Genomic DNA, 22,278 nt, shown 5'->3' with positions numbered 1-22,278 from the left:
CCTTGGAGTAAATACCCATGGCAGTTCAACAGAACCGTAAAACTCGTTCCAAGCGCGGCATGCGTCGTAGCCACGATGCGCTGACCGCTCCGACGCTGTCTCAGGATAAAGAAACGGGTACGACTCACTTGCGTCACCACGTTTCTCCAGACGGCTTCTACCGTGGACGTAAAGTGGTCGAGGTATAAGCCTCAATTGAATTACTAAGCGGCTAAACGGACTCAGTGCGGTATGCGCCTAGCGATTGATGTGATGGGGGGCGACCAAGGTCCTCATGCGATTATTGCAGGCTCCGCAAAGGCAGTGGTGGAGCATCCAGGCCTTGAGGTGATTCTGTTTGGCCCGCGTCAGCAAATACTTGCTGAGATTTCACGCTTGCCGCAGCCTCTGGCTGCGGCAGCGTCACGTTTGGCGGCGCGTGATGCATCCGCCAGCATTATGCCAGCGACAACGGCTGCCTGGGCGTTACGCCGAGGTCATGCAACGAGCATGACGCAAATGCTACGAAGCGTTGCTGAGGGAGAGGCACTGGCTGGGGTTAGTGCCGGTAATACGGCAGCGCTTGTTGCCTTAGCAAGGCGCGAGCTGGGGATGATCGAGGGGATTTCCCGGCCGGCGATTAGTACGGCGATTCCAGCACGCCAAGGGCGCCGCTGTTATCTGCTGGATTTAGGCGCCAACGTGGATTCCCCCGCCCATCGGTTGGTCGATTTTGCATTGATGGGGGCAGCGATGGCGCAGTGTATCGATGGTGCTGCTTTGCCACGTGTGGCGCTGCTTAATGTTGGCGCGGAAGCCACCAAGGGCAATGCCAGTGTGCGTGAAGCCGATCGTTTGTTGCGCCAATATGCCAGTAATAGTGCCTTCGACTACCAAGGCTACGCAGAGGGTGGGGATCTATTCAAAGGTCAGCTTGATGTGGTGGTGTGCGATGGTTTTGTCGGCAACGCCGTCCTCAAAGCAAGCGAAGGCTTGACAAGCATGTTGGTTGAACGCGTGCAAATGGCCTTTGAGTCGCGCTTAAGCGGACGTTTGGCAAGCCTGCTGGCCAAGCCTGTGTTAAGACGATTAAAGCAAGAGCTCGATCCTGTTCGTTACAACGGGGCCAGTTTGTTAGGGTTGCGCGGTATCGTGGTGAAAAGTCACGGCAGTACTCACGCCGATGGCTTCTACTACGCTATCCAGCGTGCCCTGCAGGAAGTAGAGCATAACTTACCTGCGCGGATTGCAGGCCGCTGGCAAGCGCCGTCAAGTGATGTCGATGGTGCGCGCCAGCCATGATCAGATAATAAATAAGCTATTTTTTGCGGGTTATAGGTGGCATCAGGATGTGCCAATAACCTCGCCTATCGCTCATATGAGCAAATGCCTACTAGAGCAAAGGTGAACGACATGTCTCAACCCCTTGCCCTCATTTTTCCCGGGCAAGGCTCTCAGCAGCTTGGAATGCTGCGAGAGCTAGCCGAGCGCTATAGTGTGGTGGGAACGACATTTGAGGAAGCGTCGGATGCTTTGGGTTACGACTTATGGAAAGTCGTCCAAGAGGGTCCTGAAGCAACGCTGAATGCAACTGCGTGCACCCAGCCCGCGTTACTCTCTGCAAGCATTGCCATTTGGCGTGTTTGGCAAGAGCTGGAAGGGCCACGACCTACCGTCATGGCGGGCCATAGTCTCGGCGAATACAGCGCTATGGTGTGCGCAGGTGTCTTGAGTTTTGCCGAAGGTGTCAATTTGGTACGCCAGCGGGGTGAAGCGATGCAGGAAGCGGTGCCCGCGGGTGAAGGTGGCATGGCGGCTATCCTGGGGCTTTCAGATGACTCGGTTGAAGCCGCCTGTGAAAAGGCCGCCCAAGGTGATGTTGTTGCTGCAGTCAACTACAATTCCCCGGGACAAGTGGTTATAGCGGGCGCCAAAACGGCCGTTGAACGAGCGATAATTGCTTGCCAGGAGGCGGGAGCCAAGCGCGCCATGGCTTTGCCCGTGTCAGTGCCTTCGCACTGTGCCCTGATGCGACCTGCTGCCGAGCGCTTGGCAGATGCCATGCAGGCCATTGAGCTACGGGCGCCGCGCTATACAGTCATCCAAAATGTTGACGCTCAGGCTCATGCCGATACGGCTACACTGCGTACACGCCTAGTCGAGCAGCTTTACCAACCAGTGCGTTGGAGCGCTTGCGTTGAGGCAATGGCAGGCCAAGGTGTGGAAGTATTTATTGAGTGCGGGCCAGGAAAGGTGTTGACTGGCCTCAATAAGCGTATTGTTAAGGGTAGTAAGGGGCTGGCTGTGAATGATCCTGATAGCCTGGATGCTGCGCTCGAACTAGCGCGTGAGACGTTGGTTGATAAGGCGTGACCAAGGATTGTTTTATTCCGCTATCCTTGCTTGATTACCCGGTTAAAGGCAGAACGTTATGACGCAAGAACGTAGAGTTGCCCTGGTAACAGGGGCTAGTCGTGGTATTGGCCAGGCAATTGCACGTGAACTCGGCCGTCAAGGCCGTATCGTGATTGGCACGGCGACCAGCAAAGCCGGTGCTGAGAAAATTGATGCCGATTTGCAGGAAAACGGCATTGAGGGAGCCGGTCTATGTCTGAACGTGACCGACCAGGCCAGCATCGATAGCGTATTGAAAACCATCACTGAGCGCTTTGGTGCGCCAACCATTTTGGTTAACAATGCCGGTATCACGCGAGACAATTTGCTGATGCGTATGAAGGAAGATGAGTGGGATTCTGTTATGGATACCAACTTAAAATCTGTCTATCGTGTCAGTAAGGCGTGTTTGCGGGGTATGACCAAGGCGCGTTTTGGGCGTATTGTGTCGATTAGCTCCGTAGTGGCAACCATGGGCAACCTGGGCCAAACTAACTATGCTGCAGCTAAGGCCGGTATGGAAGGTTTTAGCCGTGCGCTTGCTCGCGAGGTATCTTCGCGTGCCATTACGGTGAATGCGGTGGCCCCTGGCTTCATTGCTACCGATATGACCGAAGCGCTGCCTGAAGCGCAGCATGAAATGCTGCTCAAGCAAATTCCGTTGGCCCGTTTAGGGGCGCCGGAAGAGATCGCCGCAGCGGTGGGTTTCTTGACCAGCGATGCAGCAGGTTATATCACTGGTGAGACGCTACACGTTAATGGCGGCATGAATATGCGATGATGGCCTTAGGCTTGGCGGTTGCGTCGACCCAAGGGCGTCTATAAACTACCCCGCAGCTTTTGGCTTGCGGTTTCCAAATAGCTGGTTATCAAAAACGGCTAATGTGAACGACTGGAGTACGTTAATGAGTACTATTGAAGAGCGCGTGAAGAAAGTTGTAGCAGAGCGCCTGAACGTTAAAGAAGAAGACATCCAGAACAGCTCTTCTTTTACAGAAGATTTGGGTGCTGATTCGCTCGACACCGTTGAGCTGGTAATGGCTTTGGAAGAGGAATTTGATACTGAAATTCCTGATGAAGAAGCTGAGAAGATCACCACGGTTCAAGAAGCTATCGATTACGTGAACGCCCACCAGTAAGGGCTGCGTCGATGCATCGAACCAGGGTGGGGTGCTAGTCTAGTCACCCGCCTTAAGAGCCGTCCTTTCGCAGGGCGGCTTTTTTGCTTTGCTGCCACAATGCTTATAACGTTCAATCTCCGTTATACTGTTGACCAAATTTAAGCAGCAAATGACCCAAGTGGGTCGCGTCACCATGGATGCCTGGAGGAAAGCTGATGGCACGGAAAAGGGTAGTGGTAACTGGGTTAGGCCTGGTGACCCCAGTGGGCAATAATGTAGATGAGTCGTGGGCAAATATTGTTGCTGGCAAAAGCGGTATTACACCTATTGATCACTTTGACACCAGCGGCTTTAACACCCGCTTTGGTGGGGCGATTAAGAACTTTGATATCAGCCCATATCTGAATCCTAAAGATGCTCGCAAGATGGATCTGTTTATTCAGTACGGAATGGCGGCGGGCGCCCAAGCGGTTGAAGATTCCGGTATCGAATGTACTGAAGAGAATGCAGATCGCATCGGTGTGGCTATCGGCTCAGGCATTGGTGGTCTTCCCATGATTGAGCATAACCATAACGCGCTCAATAAAGGCGGTGCGCGAAAGGTGTCGCCATTCTTTGTGCCCGGCTCAATTATTAATATGATCTCAGGCAATATGGCGATTCAGCATGGCTTCAGGGGCCCCAATATCGCCATCACCACCGCCTGTACGACAGGTACTCACAATATTGGTTATAGCGCACGCACCATTGCCTACGGTGATGCAGACGTCATGGTTTGTGGTGGTGCTGAGATGGCCACTACACCGTTAGGCCTAGGCGGTTTTTCTGCTGCTCGCGCGCTCTCTACGCGTAACGATAACCCAGAAGCGGCAAGCCGTCCTTGGGACACAGACCGCGATGGTTTTGTGTTGTCCGACGGGGCTGGCGTATTGGTGCTTGAAGAGTATGAGCATGCCAAGGCGCGCGGGGCTAACATCTATGCTGAGCTGGTTGGGTTTGGCATGAGCGACGATGCTTATCACATGACATCGCCCCCAGAAGATGGACGTGGGGCAGCGCTCTCCATGCGCAACGCGATAAAAGACGCCCAAGTTGATGTGTCAGAGGTGCACTACATCAATGCCCACGGCACTTCAACCGCGGCAGGCGATCTGGCAGAAAGTCGTGCTATCGAGAACGTACTGGGAGATGCAGCCAATAATGTGGCAGTGAGCTCGACGAAATCGATGATCGGTCACCTGCTGGGCGCCGCTGGCGCGGTAGAAGCGGTGTTTAGTATCCTGGCTATTCGTGATCAGATTGCACCGCCGACTATCAACCTGGATAACCCACAGGCAGGCTGCAACCTGGACTATGTACCGCATACCGCGCGGGATATGCGTATTGATATAGCGCTTTCTAATTCCTTCGGCTTTGGTGGTACCAACGGCTCGCTGCTGTTTAAGAAAGTGTAGTTGGCGATGTTGCCACCCCCTTTATCGAGCGATCACCAAGTACCGTTTGATGATCGCGGGCTAGCCTACGGGGATGGTCTCTTTGAAACAGTACTGTTGCGCGCAGGCGTGCCAGTACTGTGGCGCTATCACGTAGAGCGTTTGGCGAAAGGCTGTCAATCCCTCGGTATACCGTTACCTTGCCAGTCGGCACTGAATGCGACATGGCAGGGTAAACCCAGCGCAGAGTTGGAAGTGCTCAAGTTGATACTGACTCGGGGCAGCGGCGGGCGTGGCTACGCTCAGCCAGAGCCGGTAACGCCGCGTTTACTCAGTCGTCGGGCGCCGTTTCAACCATCGGTGCAGCGCTGGCAACAGGGTGTAACGGTGCGGCTTTGTAACTTACGCCTTAGCCGCCAACCACGGTTGGCGGGGGTCAAGCACCTTAATCGGTTAGAAAACGTACTGGCCCGTCAAGAGTGGAGCGATGCCACTATTGCCGAAGGCGTGCTCACAGATAGCGAAGGCTTGGTTGTGGAAGCCACCAGTATGAATATTTTTTGGCAGCAAGCGAGAGAGGTGTTTACGCCTCGGCTTGACCAGTGCGGCGTGGCTGGCACGCTGCGCGCTGGATTGATTGATAAAGGTGCCGTCGCCCAGGCTTCACTGCCGCTTGATCAATTCCCAGATGTCGAACGGCTATGGGTAGCAAACTCTGTCCAGGGCGTATGGCCAGTCACTACGCTGCTTGCAGCGGATGGCTCGTTGCTAAAGCGCTGGTCCGTGAACGAGCCTGACCCAATCCAGCGCTTGGCGCATCAGCTGTTAGGCTATGCCTAAACGTCGTTGTTCCTTGAGTTATCGCCGCGCAATTTTCTAGAGGTGTCATGGTGAAACGGTTATTAACCGCTTTATTGGTTTTAGTAATAGTGGGTGCTGTAGGTGCTGCGGGCGGTTACTTCTATTGGCAGAACCGATTAGAATCGCCGCTTACACTTGAAGAGCCAACGCTTTACCAAGTGCCTTCTGGCGCAGGGTTCAATCAAGTGGTGGCGGAGTTAGAAGCTCAGGGCATACTGGAAGATGCCTGGGCGTTTCGCCTATTAGCGCGGGTTGAGCCTGAGCGGGTGCCGCGTCTGCGTACTGGCGAATATCAACTACTGCCGGATATGAGCGGACTGGAAATGATGGCGCTGTTGGGCAGTAATAACGTGGTCACTTACCCACTGACGATTCCGGAGGGGTGGACTTTTCGTCAGATGCGCGACTTGCTTAATGCGGCGCCGAAACTTGAGCACCGCACGGCTGATTTGAGCGACGAAGAGGTGATGGCGCTACTCGACCGAGAAGGCACTTTTCCAGAAGGCTGGTTTTTCCCGGATACCTATCGTTACCACCTGGGGATGAGCGATGTCGATATTCTGCGTCAGTCGCTTGAGCGAATGGAAAGGATGGTCGATGAAGTGTGGGAACAGCGCGCCGACGACCTAACAATTGATACGCCCTATGAGGCGCTGATCATGGCTTCTTTGATTGAACGCGAAACCGGTGCGCCGGAGGAGCGGCGCGAGATTGCCGGGGTGTTTAAGCGCCGTATGGAGCAAGGGATGCGCTTACAAACAGATCCGACGATTATTTATGGCATGGGCGAGCGCTATGAAGGGCGCATTACCCGTGCCGATCTGCGCGAAGCCACACCTTACAATACCTACGTGATTGATGGGATTCCGCCCACGCCGATTGCTCTGCCGGGGCGCGCTTCACTAGAAGCGGCGGTAAACCCGCTCCCTGGCGAAACGCTTTATTTTGTCTCCCGTGGCGATGGCACGCACCACTTTTCGCGCACGTTGCGGGAGCATAATAATGCCGTCAATCGCTATATTCGCAACCGGTAATAGCCATGACCCATCATCACAGTCATCACCTCAGTTATCACCCCAATTATCAGCATAGTAAGGAAGCATAATGAATCAGCGTGGTCGCTTCATTACGCTGGAAGGCGGCGAGGGAGTGGGAAAATCCACTAATGTGAGCTTTGTCGCCGAATGGTTGGAAGCCCAGGGGCTGGACGTCGTGCTCACACGAGAACCGGGTGGGACTGAGCGTGGCGAAGCTATTCGTGCGTTGCTGCTGGATCCCGCTCCCCAAGAGCCGCTGCATGTGGACGCAGAGCTTCTACTCATGTTTGCCGCCCGCGCACAGCATTTAGCCGAAAAAATCCTGCCCGCCCTGGCAAGAGGGGCATGGGTGGTGTGTGATCGCTTTACCGACGCTACCTTCGCCTATCAGGGCGGCGGGCGAGGTATTGCCAGTGAACGGATTGCTGTGCTGGAAAAATTCGTTCAGCAGGGGCTTTCGCCTGATCTCACCTTATTGCTTGATATGCCCCAAGAGGCTGCAAAGCAGCGCTTAGAGTCGCGCCTTCGTGATCGCCATGAGCAGCGTGATCGCTTTGAACAGGAGCAGGCCGATTTTTTCCAGGCTGTGCGTGAAGCCTACTTGGCGCGTGCTACAGAAGCGCCCGAGCGTTTTGCGGTGATTGACGCTCAGTACGCGCTTGAAGAGGTCCAGGCGCAAATTAGCCAAGCATTAACGGCACGAGTAGCGGCATGGCGTTAACCGATGTAATGCCGTGGCACCTCGCCACTTGGCATCAGTTAACCCGCTTGGCCGATGGGAGGCGCATGCCCCATGCGCTATTGATTCACGGTGCTCACGGCGTTGGTAAACAGCAGTTGGCGGAGGCGTTAATTGCGCGGATGCTATGTGCCAAGCCCGCTGATAAAGCCTGTGGTCACTGCCATAGCTGCACTATGCTAGGGTCGGGTTATCATCCGGATTTGCTGCGTGTCTCTCCGGAAGAGGGCAAGCGTCAGATTCGCATTGACCCCATTCGCGAGGTTAACCGATTTGTCTCACAAACCGCCCAGCAGGGTGGTTACCGGGTGATTGTGATTTCACCTGCCGAGGCAATGAACATCGCCGCCGCCAATGCGCTACTTAAAAGCCTTGAAGAGCCCGGTGATAAAACACTCTTTATCCTGCTCTCGGACGTACCTTCGCGGATGTTGCCGACGATCCGCTCCCGCTGTCAGCAGTGGTCCTTGCCCAGTGTTCCCTTTGAGGCTTGCCGAGGTTGGTTAATTGAACAGCTTAACAGCGCCGATGAAGCCTATTTCTGGTGGCAGGTGGCGGGCGGTTTGCCATTGCTCGCGGTAGAGTTGGCTGCGCCTGAAGAGCGCGCTTTACGCCACCAAATTCATGACAGTTTCGAGCAACTGGTGCGTGGTGCCGAGCCTGTCTCTGAAGCAGCGCGCCTGGACCGCCAAGCGATAGATGCCATCTTGTGGTACGGTATCGCTTGGCTGGAAGACCTTATCCGCCTGGGTTTATCCGGTGAAGCAGCAGTGTTGCATAATCCTGATCTAGAGCCGCTCTATCGTCAGGCGGTTAAAAATGGCCGGGTGCAAGATTGGTTTCGCCTGCTCGACTATGCTCGTGAACAGCGGCGTCTGCTGGCGGTGGGGGCTAACCCCAATCCCCAGTTAGTGCTTGAAGCATGGTTGGTTCGCTGGGCGGCGCTGTTGCGTTCATAGCTGCGGCAGTATTATCCATCGCGTTCTTATCTTAATGCTCTTACTTACGGCAATGTAGCGAGGTCGTCATGGCAGCTCAAAAAGCGCTCTCTCTTACCGTTCCCGATGTGCCGACACTGCTCTCAGCGTATATGCCATTTCTGGATCGCGGGGGGATTTTTGTTCCCACGCAGACCCCTTACGCGCTTGGCCAGCAAGTATTCTTATTGCTGACACTGCCGGGTGAAAGTGAACGCCTCTCGATCACCGGGCAGGTGGTATGGGTCTCACCCGAGGGTGTTAGTGGTCGCCGTATGCCAGGCATTGGCCTACATTTCAGCCAACAAGATTATCCTGTACGTGACCGTATCGAAACGCTGCTTGCCGGACAATTAGATAAAGCAGCCCCGTCGTTCACGCTCTGATTCAAACCGTCGCTTACGCTTTGAATGCAATTATCATCGTGTTTATGGCCTAACCGTTGTCGAGACCTGCATGTTTGTCGATTCACATTGTCACTTAGACCGTTTGTCTGACCAGACTCACGGTGGGGATATCGCCGCCACCCTAGACGCTGCGCGCGCTGCCCACGTTAGTCAGTTTCTTGCTGTAGCCGTCACCTTGGATGATATGCCGCAACTGGCGGCCATCGCTCGTGCACATCACGATGTGGTGATCTCTGCTGGCTTACATCCCTTACATAGTCCTGAGAAGCATAGTACTGAGAAACATAGTTCTGAAAAACATAGTACTGAGAAACATGGCAGCGGAAGCGAGCCCAGCGTTGCGGATATAAAAGAGGCTGCCGAACAGTATGGCGCGGTAGCTATCGGCGAAACTGGTCTGGACTACCATTACCGCGACAGCGTACCGGTAGAAGTGCAGCATGAACGTTTCAAGCGCCATCTGATCGCTGCACGTGAATTGGAACTGCCGGTGATTGTTCATACCCGGGAGGCTAAAGAAGAAACGCTGGCCCTGTTGCGTGAATATAGCGACCCTCGGGTGGGCGGTGTATTACACTGCTTTACTGAAGACTTGGCGATGGCCCGGGAAGCAGTGCGGTTGGGCTTTTATATTTCGCTATCGGGTATTATCACTTTTCGCAACGCCGCTTCGTTGCGAGAGCTAGCCCGCCAACTGCCGCTGGATCGCCTGCTGATTGAGACCGATAGTCCTTATCTTGCCCCTGTTCCTTATCGCGGCAAGCCAAACGAGCCTGCTTGGGTAGTGGAAGTGGCAGAGTGCATCGCTCAAGAGCGGGGGATCAGTGTTGACGAAGTTGCCATGCAAACGACCGTCAACTTTTATCAGCTCTTTCGTGCCGCCGCTCCTGATGCTCCGGAACATGTTAAAGAGGCATTGGTACAGTCAGGGCTTTTATAGCCTGATGTGCGTTGAATACGCTCAAGCGAGGTGGGCGAGATGAATATTGATAGATTGCTGCAGCAACGCGACGAAGAGAAAGGGCTTGCAGGCGCTATCCCTCCACTTGATCAGTGGCAACCTCCTCTTTCTGGCGATATGAACCTACGAATTCACGCTGATGGTAGCTGGTGGCACGAAGGCCGGCCGTTTGCCCGTCCTAAGGTGGCGCGCTTATTGGCGTCTCTGCTGCGTCATGACGAAGATGGTTACTGCTTAGTTACGCCAGTAGAGCGCTGGCGGATAGAGGTTGAAGATCTGCCGCTAGTCGCAGTAGAGGCTGACTTTCGTGATGGGGCCTGGTGGTTCACCACGCAGTTTGATGATGTCATTCGCCTGGATGGCGAGCATCCACTCTCTATCACGTTAACGCCACAAGGTGAAGCGGTGCCGCAATTGCCGGTGCGTTTCGGGCTGGCTGCACGTCTACATCGTAATGTTTATTATCAACTGGTCGAGGCTGCAGAAACCCGTGAGGTAAGCAACGGAGTGACTGAAATTGGGCTGATGAGTGCCGGGCAGTGGTTTGCGCTAGGCCAACTTGATGATGAATCTTTAGGCGAGGCGCCGTGAAGCTAACTGCTGAACAGCAAGCCGTTGTCAATCACACAGACGGCCATGCGCGTGTGGCGGCGGTAGCGGGAGCAGGTAAAACCACCACCATGGCCGCTCGGGTGCTGCACCTGTTGGCCTGCGATGTGCCACCAAAGCGTATTTTGGTGCTGATGTTTAACCGCTCGGCCAAAGATGACTTTCAACGTCGTTTGGCGTCTATGGCGTCTACCGGGCAGGCGCTGCCCGATGTACGCACTTTTCACTCACTGGGACATCGCTTAACCCAGAGCTTTTGCCGCTGGGGTGCGCTCGCGCCGCGCCGATTATTATCCGCAGATTGGCAATTGGAGCGACTGCTTCGCCAGGCGAGTCTCAATGTACTGCGTGATGCTGTCGAGCGTCGCGACGCTGCCGTGGAGGGGGAAAGGCTTGAAGCCTTAGCGCATTTCTGCGGCTTGGTGAAGGCGGAGATGATCACCCCGGAAGCACTTTACGAGCGGCTCAATTTCGACCCGGATACCGACTATTTCCCCGCGTCCTTTGCCGAGGCGGAACGGCTATTAGAGGCGGAAGGGATGATGACTTATGCTGACTTACTCTATCGTCCTCTTCAGGTACTAGAAGCTGATAGCGCCCTACGGGCTCGCGTTGAAGGCTTTCTGGACCATGTCATTATTGATGAGTACCAGGATATTAACGCCGCTCAACAGCGTCTTTTATCCGTGTTGGTGGGTAATCGTGCCGAGGTAATGGCTGTCGGCGATGCCAACCAGTGTATTTATGAGTGGCGTGGCGCTAAGCCCGACACCATGCTGGAAAACTTTACCGCCACTTTTGGCGACGCTACCGACTATCCGCTATCAACGACTTTTCGTCATGGTCACGCCTTAGCGCTTGCTGCTAATCATGCCATTGCCGCCAATCAGCGTCGCCCCAACCAGATATGTCTCGCGGCAGCCAATAATCCGGAGACACGCGTCACAGTGGGGCAGGGTAGCCGCTTGTTTCTCGATGCATTGATCGATTGGCAGGCCCAAGGACGGGCTTTTAACGAGGCCAGTTTGCTAGTGCGTAGCTGGGCGTTATCGGTGCCTTTTCAACTGGCGTTATTGCAGGCGGGCATCCCTTTTCGGCTTCAGCGAGAGGATCGTTTTGTATTTCGTCTGCCGTTAGTACAGGCCCTGGCAGGGTATTTGAAAATGTCGCGCCGTCCTGGCCTGCTTCGCGATCCGCAGCAACTTCTATTACTGCTTTCTCAGCCGACCCCCTTCGTTGCTCGTGAACGGCTACAACGTTTAGCTCATCAGCTAGCGGCTACCCAGCAATGGCCTGAGCGGCATGATCCAGTCTTGACGGAATTAAAGCCAATCCAGCGGCGCACGCTAAAAAAACGTTGGGTGTTGCTATGCGAGTTGCCCCAATTAAGTGCATGGCCACCTGCCAAGCTATTAAGACATGTGGTGGAAAGCATCGAGGCGGAAAAAACGCTCAAACGCGCAGCCGCGCGCCGGGATAAAGGCGAAGAGGATGTTCGTTTACTCGACGTGCTAATTGAACAAGCACAAAGCGTGCGCGATCCCGATGCCTTTATCGAATTACTTGAACGTCCGGTAGAGAATCAGGCCGGTGGCATACTCATTAGCACGGTGCACGGTGCCAAAGGGCTTGAGTGGCCATTGGTAGCCGTTGCAGGCGTCAATGAAGAGGATTTCCCCCACTATAGCCGCGATAATCCGCTTAGCGATGAGCGCTTGGAAGAGGAGCGGCGGCTTTTTTACGTAGCCATAACGCGTGCTCAAGAGCAGCTATTAGTGCTCCATGATGGGGGCGTGCACCATCCTAGTCGCTTTATTGCTGAGAGCGCCTGGCAAGACAGCATGCGTGTCGCCGCCTGTTTAGCGAGTTCCAGCGTGCCAACGGCTTCGTTAAAGGTTACCTCGGTTGAGCTGGTAAAACGCTATTTAGATCGGCTTGGACGTGACGATATTGTGCTTGCAGCGGCGCAAGTTGAAGAGGCCAAAGTAGGTTATTCAGCCAAAACAACTTTTTACCCTGGTCAGCGGCTTCATCATGCAGTGTTTGGTGAGGGTGAAGTGGCTGCGGTAGAGGGAAATGCAAGCGATCCGGTGATTGATGTGCGCTTTGACCAGGCTGGCCGCAGACGGCTTATTGCCCGTCGTGCCCCTATTGAATTGTTAGAAGGCTCACAAAGCGCGCTACATTCTTAGCGTATGAGATGGGCGTTAAAGGGGGGAACGTTACGGCTAGTCAGAACGATTGCTCTCTGCTAGCCGTAACGTTAATGCTGCTTCTTACATATTGGGGTAATTAGGCCCGCCGCCGCCTTCTGGTGCTACCCAGTTAATATTTTGCGCCGGATCTTTGATATCGCAGGTTTTGCAGTGTACGCAGTTCTGGAAGTTGATCTGGAAGCGAGGTTGCCCTTCGCTATCTTCGACTACTTCGTAGACACCGGCTGGGCAGTAGCGCTGGGCCGGCTCGGCGTACTCGGGCAAATTGTGCTGGATAGGTATTTCCGGATCGTCCAAACGCAGGTGACACGGCTGATCCTCTTCGTGGTTGGTATTGGAGAGAAATACCGAAGAGGGTTTGTCGAAAGAGAGCTTGCCGTCGGGCTTGGGGTAAGTAATCTTTTCAAACTCAGACGCCGGTTTCAGTACACCATGATCAGTGTTGGTGTCGTGCACATTGGGTAGCTTGTTGCCCAGCAACTGATTGACAAAGTTGTAGGCGCCGCCGCCCATCGTGCCGTACTTATGCATGGCGGGGCCGAAGCTTGCGCTCTCTTTAAGTTCTTGATAGGCCCAGCTGGCTTCCCACTTCTGGGTAAAGCTTGTGAGTTCCTGGCCACCCTCATCGCCCGCCTTGAGCGCTTCAAATACGCTTTCCGCCGCCACCAAGCCAGACTTCATGGCGGTGTGCAGGCCTTTAATCTTGGAAAAGTTGAGCGTGCCAGCATCGCAGCCGATCAGCAGGCCGCCGTCAAAGGTCATTTTGGGTAGGCAATTAAAGCCGCCTTTGGTCAGCGCACGCGCGCCGTAAGCCACCCGCTTACCACCCTCCAGGTATTGGCTGAGCGCCGGATGATGTTTCATGCGCTGGAATTCATCAAAGGGCGAGAGCCACGGGTTCTGGTAGGAGAGATCCATGATCAAGCCAACCACCACCTGCTGATTCTCAGCGTGATATAAAAACCACCCGCCAGCGGTGTTTTTATCCAGCGGCCAGCCTGAACCATGAACCACCAGCCCCGGTTCGTGCTTGTCGGCCGGCACATCCCAAAGCTCTTTCAGGCCAATGCCGTAGTGCTGCGGGTCGCGTCCGGCATCAAGGGAAAAGTGCTCTATCAGGCGCTTACCCAAGTGCCCCCGGGCGCCTTCGGCAAACAGGGTGTACTTGGCGCGCAGCTCCATACCCGGCATATAGCCATCTTTGGGGGTGCCATCAGCGGCAACGCCCATATCGCCGATCTGGATGCCGCGTACCACGTTATCTTCTATAATCACTTCCTGAGCGGCAAAGCCGGGGAAGATTTCAACGCCCAGCTCTTCTGCCTGCTCGGCCAGCCAGCGGCATAGATTGCCTGCGCTGATCACGTAGCGGGTCATGTCGCCGCCGGTGTTGTGCATGCTTTTGGGTACCAACGCGTTGGGCAGCTTTTGCGCCTTCTGGGCGTCTTTTAGCAGGTAAACATCGTCGCGAATGGCGGGCGTATTAAGCGGTGCGCCGCGATCTTCCCAGTCAGGGAATAGCTCTGCCAGAGCGCGAGGTTCGAATACCGCACCTGATAAAATGTGCGCGCCGACTTCTGAGCCTTTCTCAACGACGCAAACGGTTAATTCTTGCTCCGCCTCGTTGGCTTGCTGCATTAGGCGGCATGCGGCGGAAAGCCCGGATGGGCCCGCACCGACAATGACAACATCAAAGTCCATTACATCGCGTTCAACAGTTTCCACCCGGTTTCTCCTTACTCTCTAAGAGCCATTGTGTGCAAACGCTAGCCTTTGGCTTTGTTGTAAGCACTAACTATTGTAAGTACTAGCTTATAAACAGATGGCCTTAATTTAAAACGGTCGTTTGCTTCTGGTTATACCCCATAATAGGCATAATACCTGTGTCAGGTCACGCCTACGATGGTGAAAGCAGCATTTCTCGGCGGTAAATTTCGCCCACCGCTGTTCAGCGTTACGACCAAGGCCGTAGTTATCAGCTATTGTTGCTAGCAGATAGGCTATGGCAAATTAATAGGGTTTTTCAATTGCGTACCTATCAAACGCTTGAATGAATTTGAATGTGCTCCATTGTTGGCAACGCACGTGTTAAAAACATTTTCGCTAACAAAGTATTCAGTCGCTCTTTAATAGCAACTGTCCAATAGAGGTATCCGCTGGGCGGGTGCCGTCTCAGGTTAACGGCTTTTACTACAAGCCAAGCGAGGAACCTATGAAAGTACTCGTCGCGGTGAAACGCGTCATCGACTACAACGTCAAAATCCGTGTTAAAGCGGACCACTCGGACGTTGACCTGACCAATGTCAAAATGGCCATGAACCCCTTCTGCGAAATTGCTGTGGAAGAAGCGGTGCGCCTCAAAGAGAAGGGCACCGCCACGGAAGTGGTTGCCGTCACGGTCGGGCCCAAAGCCGCCCAAGAGCAGTTGCGTACCGCGCTGGCGCTGGGCGCGGATCGCGCCCTCCATATCGAAACCGACGAACGCGTGGAATCGCTGGCGGTCGCCAAGCTGTTGGCCAAGGTCGTCGAAGAAGAGCAGCCCGGCCTGGTGATCCTGGGTAAGCAGGCGATCGACACCGACAACAACCAAACGGGCCAGATGCTCGCCGCGCTGACCAACCTGCCCCAGGGCACCTTTGCCTCGGAAGTAGCGGTCGACGGTGACACGGTTAACGTCACCCGTGAAATCGACGGCGGCCTGCAAACCGTGGCACTCACGCTGCCCGCGATTGTCACCACCGACCTACGCCTCAACGAGCCGCGCTACGCCAAGCTGCCGGACATCATGAAGGCCAAGAAAAAGCCGCTGGACGTTAAAACCCCCGCCGATTACGGCGTTGAAGTGGCGTCCAAGGTCACGCTGCTCAAGGTGGAATCCCCCGCCGAGCGCAAAGGCGGTATCAAAGTGGCCTCGGTAGACGAGCTGATCGACAAACTGAAAAACGAAGCCAAGGTGCTTTAATAGGAGCTGATCTCATGAGCATTCTGGTACTTGCCGACCTCCATGAAGGCCAACTGGCTAGCGCCACCGCCCACGTGGTCGCCGCCGCCCAGGCCATCGGTGGTGAGATTGATATTCTGGTCGCCGGCGAAGGCGTCCAGGCAGCGGCAGACGCCGCTGCAAAACTCGACGGCGTCAACAAAGTACGCGTTGCCGATAACGCCGTATACGCCCACCAACTGGCTGAGCCCATGAGCGCGTTACTGGTCGAGCTGGCCGATGGCTATACCCACGTGCTGGCCAGCGCCTCCACCACCGGTAAAAACGTCCTGCCGCGCCTCGCTGCGTTGAAAGACGTCAGCCAGCTATCGGACGTGCTGGGCGTCGAAAGTGCCGACACCTTCCTGCGCCCGATCTACGCCGGCAACGCCATTGCCACGGTCAAAAGCGACGACACGCTGAAAGTGATCACCGTGCGGACCACCGGCTTCGATGCGGTGGGTAATAGCGGCAGTGCAACGATCGAAGCCATCGACACGGTGGTGGACAACAGCCAGTCCCGCTTCGTCAAAGAAGAACTGGCCCAGAGCGACCGCCCGGAACTCAGCGGCGCCAAAGTCGTGATCTCCGGCGGTCGCGGTATGGGCAACGGCGAGAACTTCAAACTGCTCGACGGTATTGCCGACAAGCTGGGTGCCGCCATCGGTGCCTCCCGCGCGGCGGTAGACGCAGGCTTTGTGCCCAACGACATGCAGGTCGGCCAGACCGGCAAGATCGTCGCACCCGAGCTGTACATTGCCGTGGGCATCAGCGGTGCCATTCAGCACCTGGCGGGTATGAAAGACTCCAAGGTGATCGTCGCCATCAACAAAGACGACGAAGCGCCGATCTTCCAGGTGGCCGACTATGGCCTGGTGGGGGATTTGTTCGAGATCTTGCCGGAGCTTGAAAGCAAGCTGTAAGTGTTTGAGCAATCGATAAGCATTAAGCCGGCTTCGCCTGAAGTCGGCTTTTTTATGTCAGGTGTATTAGGTAAACTGCCAATAGTTGACTAAAGTACTGGGGCAAAGGGTAAGAAAAACTGCTCCAAAGGTTGAAAAGCTGCGGATTGACCGCACATAAGTAAGTGAAAGCAACGAAAGCCACTCAAGGAGATGATGATATGGCACATACACTACCCGAACTGCCGTACGCATACGACGCTCTCGAACCAAATATCGATGCAATGACGATGGAGATTCACCATTCTCGTCACCACCAAACCTACATCAACAACCTGAACGCCGCGCTGGAAGGTACAGGCCTTGAAGATGTACCGGTTGAAGAGTTGGTCTCTAATCTGGATCGTGTTCCAGAAGCCAAGCGTCAAGCCGTTATCAATAACGGTGGTGGGCATGCTAACCACTCTATGTTTTGGCAGATGATGTCACCCAATGGTGGTGGCAAGCCCCAAGGTGATGTTGCAAAAGCTATCGATTCAGAACTGGGTGGCTTTGAAGCTTTCCAAGAAGAGTTTAAAAAAGCGGCTGTGGGTCGTTTCGGCAGCGGCTGGGCGTGGCTCTCCGTCACCCCTGAGAAGAAGCTGGTCGTCGAAAATACGCTTAACCAAGACAGCCCGCTGATGCACGGCAACCAGCCGCTGCTCGGTCTGGATGTTTGGGAGCATGCCTACTACCTGAAGTATCAAAACAAGCGCCCTGACTATATTGCAGCGTTCTTTAATGTGGTTAATTGGGAAGACGTAGAGCGTCGTTACCAAGCTGCCATTAGCTAATATAGTGATGATCCGCTAGCAGTGTCCGTTCGCGGCGCTGTCAAAAAACCGCCCACTTTTAGTGGGCGGTTTTTTTATTGGCTGGGATATGGCTGGGTAATAGCTGTCAATATCCTGTGGATGAAAAATACCACATATGCTTGAATTGATTTTCTAATGGGCTATATATAGTATGCGTTGTGTCTTCTAAAGGGTGCGGGCACTAGATGTGCTCTACCCGAAAAACGCCACTTTGAAAAGGAAAATCACCATGGAAATTCAAATTTATAGCAAGCCAGCCTGTGTTCAGTGCACCGCGACTTACCGCGCACTCGACAAGCAGGGCCTTGAGTACACCGTGATTGATATTACCGCTAAGTCTGGTGCTCAAGAAGAAGTTGAAGCGCTAGGCTATCGCCAGCTTCCTGTCGTGGTCGTGGGTGAAGATCACTGGTCGGGTTTTCGTCCCGATCGCATTCAAGCCCTCGCGTAAGCGATTACCATGCTGGCAAGTTGCTTAACCACACCTGTCGCCGGCAGTTTGGTGTACTTCTCCACGAAGTCGGGTAATACCCATCGTTTTGTAGAAAAGCTTGGTTATGCAGCAACGCGGTTACCGCTCAAACAAGGCGAGTCGGCACCACAGGTAACGCAGCCATATATTTTAATTACCCCTACCTATGGCGGGGGCGAGACACAGGGTGCGGTACCCAAACAGGTTATTCATTTTCTTAATGACCCGCAGAATCGGGGCCTCCTGCGGGGGGTAATTGCCGCTGGAAACACTAATTTTGGCGATGCATACGGTCTTGCAGGCGATATTATTGCGAAAAAGTGCCACGTGCCGCTGCTGTATCGATTCGAACTGTTTGGCACCGAAGATGATGTGGCCAACGTCCGTAAAGGAGTAGAAGAGTTTTGGAAACGACTAACGTAGCCACGAAAAATGACGCCGCCAACAGCGTGGTAGGGTCAAAAAGACCAGCAGCAGGCGAGACGCGTACACTGGATTACCACGCCCTCAATGCGATGCTTAACCTGTATGGTGCCAACGGCGAACTGCAGCTCGATAAAGATCGCGAAGCGGCACGTCAGTACTTTTTGCAACACGTGAACCAAAATACGGTGTTCTTCCACTCGTTGAAGGAAAAACTCGATTACTTGGTGGAAGAGCAGTACTACGAAGCGGAAATGCTTGCTCAATACAGCTTTGCATTTGTGAAGGCGTTATTTGAGCAGGCCTATGCGTATAAATTTCGCTTCCCCAGCTTCTTGGGTGCCTTCAAGTACTACACCAGCTATACGCTGAAGACGTTCGACGGCAAGCGCTATCTAGAGCGTTATGAAGACCGTGTGTGCATGGTGGCGCTGACCCTGGCACGGGGTGACGAAGCCTTGGCCAAATCACTAGTGGACGAAATCATCAGCGGCCGTTTCCAGCCTGCTACTCCTACGTTCTTGAACTGCGGTAAACAGCAGCGCGGTGAGCTGGTTTCCTGTTTTCTGCTGCGTATCGAAGACAACATGGAGTCGATCGGGCGTTCGATCAATTCCGCCCTGCAGCTCTCCAAGCGTGGCGGCGGTGTCGCCTTCCTGCTCTCTAATATTCGTGAGTCCGGCGCGCCCATCAAGCGAATTGAGAATCAGTCATCGGGCATTATCCCGATCATGAAGTTGCTGGAAGACGCGTTCTCCTATGCCAATCAATTAGGGGCTCGTCAGGGGGCAGGAGCGGTATATCTCAATGCTCACCATCCGGATATTCTGCGCTTTTTGGACACCAAGCGAGAAAACGCCGACGAGAAAATCCGCATCAAAACGCTGTCGTTGGGCGTGACGATTCCGGATATCACCTTTGAACTCGCCAAGCGTAACGACGATATGTATCTGTTCTCGCCTTACGACGTGGAGCGTGTTTACGGCGTCCCATTTGGCGATATCAGCGTTACCGAGAAGTACCAGGAAATGGTCGCCGATGCGCGCATTCGCAAGCATAAGATCAACGCCCGGGCTTTCTTCCAAACGCTGGCTGAACTGCAGTTTGAGTCGGGTTATCCGTATATCATGTTCGAAGATACGGTCAATCGTGCTAACCCGATTGCTGGCCGTATCAACATGAGTAACCTGTGTTCGGAAATTCTGCAGGTGAATACGCCCACCGAATATGACGATGATCTGGGCTACCGTCAGGTGGGTCAGGATATTTCCTGCAACCTGGGCTCCATGAATATCGCCAAGGTGATGGACTCAGGCGATATCGGCACCAGCGTGGATATTGCCATTCGCGGCCTTACCGCCGTGTCTGAAATGAGCAACCTGCGCAGCGTACCCTCAATTGCCGAAGGCAATGCCCAGTCGCGGGCCATTGGCTTGGGCCAGATGAATCTGCACGGCTATTTGGCGCGCGAGCACATCTATTACGGCTCTGACGAGGGGTTGGATTTCACCAATCTCTACTTCTACTGTGTGGCGTTTCATGCACTGCGTGCCTCTAATCGTCTGGCAATCGAAAACAACGATACCTTTTCAGGCTTTGCGGACTCCACCTACGCCTCGGGAACGTTCTTCGATAAGTACACGGATCAAGCGTGGCTGCCGCGCACCGATAAAGTGCGTGAACTGTTCGAGCGTAGCGGTATTGCGTTGCCGACTCAGGAAGACTGGCAGGAGCTGAAAGCGTCGGTCATGGCCCATGGTTTATACAACCGTAACCTTCAGGCCGTACCGCCCACGGGGTCAATCTCCTACATCAACAACTCCACCTCCAGTATTCATCCGGTGGCGGCGAGAATCGAGATTCGTAAAGAGGGCAAGTTGGGGCGTGTTTATTACCCGGCGCCTTTCCTGGATGAAGCTAATTTCGACTATTTCCAGGACGCTTATGAAATTGGTCCGGAAAAGATTATCGACACCTACGCCGAAGCGTCGCAGCACGTTGACCAGGGGCTGTCGTTAACGCTGTTCTTCCCGGACACGGCCAGTACGCGGGACATCAACAAAGCGCAGATTTACGCCTGGCGTAAAGGCATCAAAACGCTTTACTACATTCGCCTGCGTCAAAGCGCGCTGGAAGGTACCGAAGTAGAAGGGTGTGTGTCGTGCACGCTGTAAACAGCCTGTGCCTTGTGGTCTTTAGTTAACTGCCCATCTTGCTAGCCCGGTTTTTTAAACCGGGCCTTGATAGCTATTTTAAGAACCGTTTTTTAATAGCGTTTTTTTAATAATTATTTTTTAAAGAGCTTCGTTTTTGCGAGCTACTTTTTTTGAGAGCATTGCCATGAATACTATGCAACGTTTGTCGCGGGTTGACGCGATTAACTGGAACCGACTCCAGGATGATAAAGACCTGGAAGTATGGAACCGCTTGACGAGTAACTTCTGGTTGCCCGAAAAGGTGCCGTTGTCTAACGACATCCAGTCATGGAACACCCTGACGCAGCAGGAAAAACAGCTGACCATCCGCGTGTTTACCGGGCTAACGTTGCTGGACACCATTCAAAGTAGTGTGGGCGCGCCGGTACTCATGGACGACGCGCGTACCCCCCATGAAGAGGCGGTTTACACCAATATCGCGTTTATGGAATCGGTGCATGCGCGCTCCTATAGCTCGATTTTCTCGACGCTCTGCACCACGCGCGATGTAGACGACGCATTTCGCTGGAGTGAGGAAAACCCGACGCTTCAAGCAAAATCGCAGCTGATTTTGGAGCGCTACCGCTCCGACGACCCGTTGATGCGCAAAGTGGCCAGCGTCTTCCTGGAGTCGTTTCTATTCTACTCAGGCTTCTATCTGCCGATGTACTGGTCAAGTCATGCCAAGTTGACCAATACCGCTGACCTGATTCGTCTGATTATTCGCGATGAAGCGGTACACGGCTACTACATTGGTTATAAATTCCAGCAAGCGCTGGCGGAAGCCACGCCTGAACGTCAACAGCAAGTCAAGGATTATGCTTACGAGCTGCTGTTGGAGCTTTACGATAACGAAGTGCGCTACACCGAATCGCTATATGACGAGGTAGGCCTGAGTGAAGACGTCAAAAAATTCCTTCACTACAACGCCAACAAAGCACTAATGAACCTTGGCTACGAGCCACTGTTCCCCAGTAGCGTGACCGATGTCGATCCGACCATCATGGCGGCGCTTTCACCCAATGCCGATGAGAACCACGATTTCTTCTCAGGCTCCGGTTCCTCCTACGTCATCGGCAAAGCCGTCGCCACCGAAGATGACGACTGGGCGTTTTAATATCGCCATGAGCTGTGGCGGAGAGTATAAAAAGGAGGGGAGTATGCCAGGAAGCGCAGCTAACGTATTGAAAATTGCCGCTGCTGTGGTGAGCGACCCTGACGGGCGTTTGTTGTTAGTGCGTAAGCACAATACGTCTTTTTATATGCAGCCGGGCGGCAAGATCGATGCGGGTGAAACCGCGTTAGAGGCAGTGTGTCGTGAGCTGCAAGAAGAAATTGGTTTGCATATTAGTGAAGATCAACTGATCCCGTTGGGCATGCATTCTGCTCCCGCTGCTAACGAGCTCGGCGTGGCGATAGAGGCGGATCTGTTTGGCCTTGTTATTGACGTGCCTGTTGAGGCGGCGGCTGAAATTGCCGAAGCAATATGGGTCACCCGTGAAGAGGCTTGGCAACTGCCGCTGGCACCGCTGACCAAAGAGTACGTAGTGGTGAATCATTAGGTTGTTCATTGTGATACGAGGCGCCAATAGGCGCCTCAGACTGCTGACGAACCCCACTTTTTGTGGGGTTTTGTCGTTTAAGAGGCTCCTTTCTGAAGCGATCACTAGTGAGCGCGGTTTTTTAGTCATCGCGCATTGAGGTGTTGCTCCAACAGG

General features: G+C 54.1%; 23 protein-coding genes. 22 read left to right on the top strand and 1 reads right to left on the bottom strand.

The genetic code is table 11. The features are described from left to right. Positions 1–17 precede the first annotated feature (17 nt). From rpmF to ACUVOF_RS21100, 14 genes are all read left to right on the top strand, one after another. On the top strand, positions 18–188 hold the full coding sequence (gene rpmF / locus ACUVOF_RS21165; protein ID WP_007114757.1) for a 50S ribosomal protein L32: 171 nt from the start codon (positions 18–20) through the stop codon (positions 186–188). A 43-nt stretch (positions 189–231) separates the two neighbouring features. Further along, positions 232–1,281 (top strand): phosphate acyltransferase PlsX, encoded by a 1,050-nt coding sequence (gene plsX / locus ACUVOF_RS21160; RefSeq protein WP_447046204.1) that lies wholly within the window; start codon positions 232–234, stop codon positions 1,279–1,281. 111 nt (positions 1,282–1,392) lie between these two features. After that, on the top strand, positions 1,393–2,352 hold the full coding sequence (gene fabD / locus ACUVOF_RS21155) for an ACP S-malonyltransferase (RefSeq protein ID WP_447046203.1): 960 nt from the start codon (positions 1,393–1,395) through the stop codon (positions 2,350–2,352). 58 nt (positions 2,353–2,410) lie between these two features. Further along, entirely contained in the window at positions 2,411–3,154 is a 744-nt protein-coding gene (fabG, locus tag ACUVOF_RS21150) for a 3-oxoacyl-ACP reductase FabG (RefSeq protein ID WP_447046202.1), read from the top strand. 124 nt (positions 3,155–3,278) lie between these two features. Further along, the gene (acpP, locus tag ACUVOF_RS21145) at positions 3,279–3,512 is read left to right on the top strand and encodes an acyl carrier protein (protein WP_008956801.1); all 234 of its coding nucleotides are present in this window, start codon (positions 3,279–3,281) and stop codon (positions 3,510–3,512) included. Between the two features lie 197 nt (positions 3,513–3,709). After that, positions 3,710–4,948, top strand: coding sequence for a beta-ketoacyl-ACP synthase II (gene fabF / locus ACUVOF_RS21140; protein WP_447046201.1), 1,239 nt, complete (start codon positions 3,710–3,712; stop codon positions 4,946–4,948). A gap of 6 nt (positions 4,949–4,954) precedes the next feature. Continuing rightward, entirely contained in the window at positions 4,955–5,767 is an 813-nt protein-coding gene (gene pabC / locus ACUVOF_RS21135) for an aminodeoxychorismate lyase (protein ID WP_447046200.1), read from the top strand. Positions 5,768–5,814: 47 nt separating this feature from the next. Beyond that, positions 5,815–6,822, top strand: coding sequence for an endolytic transglycosylase MltG (gene mltG / locus ACUVOF_RS21130; protein WP_447046199.1), 1,008 nt, complete (start codon positions 5,815–5,817; stop codon positions 6,820–6,822). A gap of 70 nt (positions 6,823–6,892) precedes the next feature. Further along, a complete protein-coding gene (tmk, locus tag ACUVOF_RS21125; protein WP_447046198.1) occupies positions 6,893–7,546 on the top strand; it encodes a dTMP kinase in 654 nt (217 codons plus the stop codon). Further along, complete coding sequence (locus ACUVOF_RS21120) at positions 7,537–8,523, top strand: DNA polymerase III subunit delta' (RefSeq protein WP_447046197.1); 987 nt, start codon at positions 7,537–7,539, stop codon at positions 8,521–8,523. Before tmk ends, ACUVOF_RS21120 begins: the two co-directional genes overlap by 10 nt. Before the next feature lie 68 nt (positions 8,524–8,591). Further along, positions 8,592–8,927, top strand: a complete 336-nt coding sequence (locus ACUVOF_RS21115; protein ID WP_113268120.1) for a PilZ domain-containing protein — start codon at positions 8,592–8,594, stop codon at positions 8,925–8,927. A gap of 70 nt (positions 8,928–8,997) precedes the next feature. After that, positions 8,998–9,888: a TatD family hydrolase gene (locus tag ACUVOF_RS21110; RefSeq protein ID WP_447046196.1), complete on the top strand. Its 891-nt coding sequence runs from the start codon at positions 8,998–9,000 to the stop codon at positions 9,886–9,888. Positions 9,889–9,927: 39 nt separating this feature from the next. After that, complete coding sequence (locus ACUVOF_RS21105; RefSeq protein ID WP_447046195.1) at positions 9,928–10,500, top strand: DUF1285 domain-containing protein; 573 nt, start codon at positions 9,928–9,930, stop codon at positions 10,498–10,500. Further along, entirely contained in the window at positions 10,497–12,710 is a 2,214-nt protein-coding gene (locus ACUVOF_RS21100; RefSeq protein WP_447046194.1) for an ATP-dependent helicase, read from the top strand. Before ACUVOF_RS21105 ends, ACUVOF_RS21100 begins: the two co-directional genes overlap by 4 nt. A gap of 84 nt (positions 12,711–12,794) precedes the next feature. Here ACUVOF_RS21100 and ACUVOF_RS21095 read toward each other — a convergent pair whose 3' ends face one another. Next, positions 12,795–14,459, bottom strand: a complete 1,665-nt coding sequence (locus ACUVOF_RS21095) for an electron transfer flavoprotein-ubiquinone oxidoreductase (protein WP_447046193.1) — start codon at positions 14,457–14,459, stop codon at positions 12,795–12,797. Positions 14,460–14,946: 487 nt separating this feature from the next. Here ACUVOF_RS21095 and ACUVOF_RS21090 point away from each other — a divergent pair, with 487 nt between their 5' ends. The 8 genes from ACUVOF_RS21090 to ACUVOF_RS21055 all read left to right on the top strand — a co-directional run bounded on the left by ACUVOF_RS21090 (position 14,947) and on the right by ACUVOF_RS21055 (position 22,122). Beyond that, positions 14,947–15,696 (top strand): electron transfer flavoprotein subunit beta/FixA family protein, encoded by a 750-nt coding sequence (locus tag ACUVOF_RS21090; protein ID WP_447046242.1) that lies wholly within the window; start codon positions 14,947–14,949, stop codon positions 15,694–15,696. A 14-nt stretch (positions 15,697–15,710) separates the two neighbouring features. Continuing rightward, a complete protein-coding gene (locus ACUVOF_RS21085; RefSeq protein WP_447046192.1) occupies positions 15,711–16,637 on the top strand; it encodes an electron transfer flavoprotein subunit alpha/FixB family protein in 927 nt (308 codons plus the stop codon). Between the two features lie 200 nt (positions 16,638–16,837). Beyond that, positions 16,838–17,449, top strand: a complete 612-nt coding sequence (locus ACUVOF_RS21080) for a superoxide dismutase (protein ID WP_113268113.1) — start codon at positions 16,838–16,840, stop codon at positions 17,447–17,449. A gap of 250 nt (positions 17,450–17,699) precedes the next feature. Next, positions 17,700–17,921 carry a glutaredoxin-like protein NrdH gene (gene nrdH, locus ACUVOF_RS21075; protein ID WP_447046191.1) on the top strand — a complete coding sequence of 74 codons (222 nt, stop codon included), beginning with the start codon at positions 17,700–17,702 and terminating at the stop codon, positions 17,919–17,921. 9 nt (positions 17,922–17,930) lie between these two features. Then, positions 17,931–18,365: a class Ib ribonucleoside-diphosphate reductase assembly flavoprotein NrdI gene (nrdI, locus tag ACUVOF_RS21070; protein ID WP_447046190.1), complete on the top strand. Its 435-nt coding sequence runs from the start codon at positions 17,931–17,933 to the stop codon at positions 18,363–18,365. Next, the gene (nrdE, locus tag ACUVOF_RS21065; RefSeq protein WP_447046189.1) at positions 18,347–20,539 is read left to right on the top strand and encodes a class 1b ribonucleoside-diphosphate reductase subunit alpha; all 2,193 of its coding nucleotides are present in this window, start codon (positions 18,347–18,349) and stop codon (positions 20,537–20,539) included. Before nrdI ends, nrdE begins: the two co-directional genes overlap by 19 nt. A 166-nt stretch (positions 20,540–20,705) precedes the next feature. After that, positions 20,706–21,677, top strand: a complete 972-nt coding sequence (gene nrdF / locus ACUVOF_RS21060; RefSeq protein WP_447046188.1) for a class 1b ribonucleoside-diphosphate reductase subunit beta — start codon at positions 20,706–20,708, stop codon at positions 21,675–21,677. Positions 21,678–21,720: 43 nt separating this feature from the next. Continuing rightward, positions 21,721–22,122, top strand: coding sequence for an NUDIX hydrolase (locus ACUVOF_RS21055; RefSeq protein WP_447046187.1), 402 nt, complete (start codon positions 21,721–21,723; stop codon positions 22,120–22,122). Positions 22,123–22,278: the final 156 nt, after the last annotated feature.

This window comes from Vreelandella sp. H-I2 (assembly GCF_052959335.1).
The sequence above is the reverse complement of the archived record's forward strand: the minus strand, read 5'-3'. Positions and strand labels throughout refer to the sequence as shown.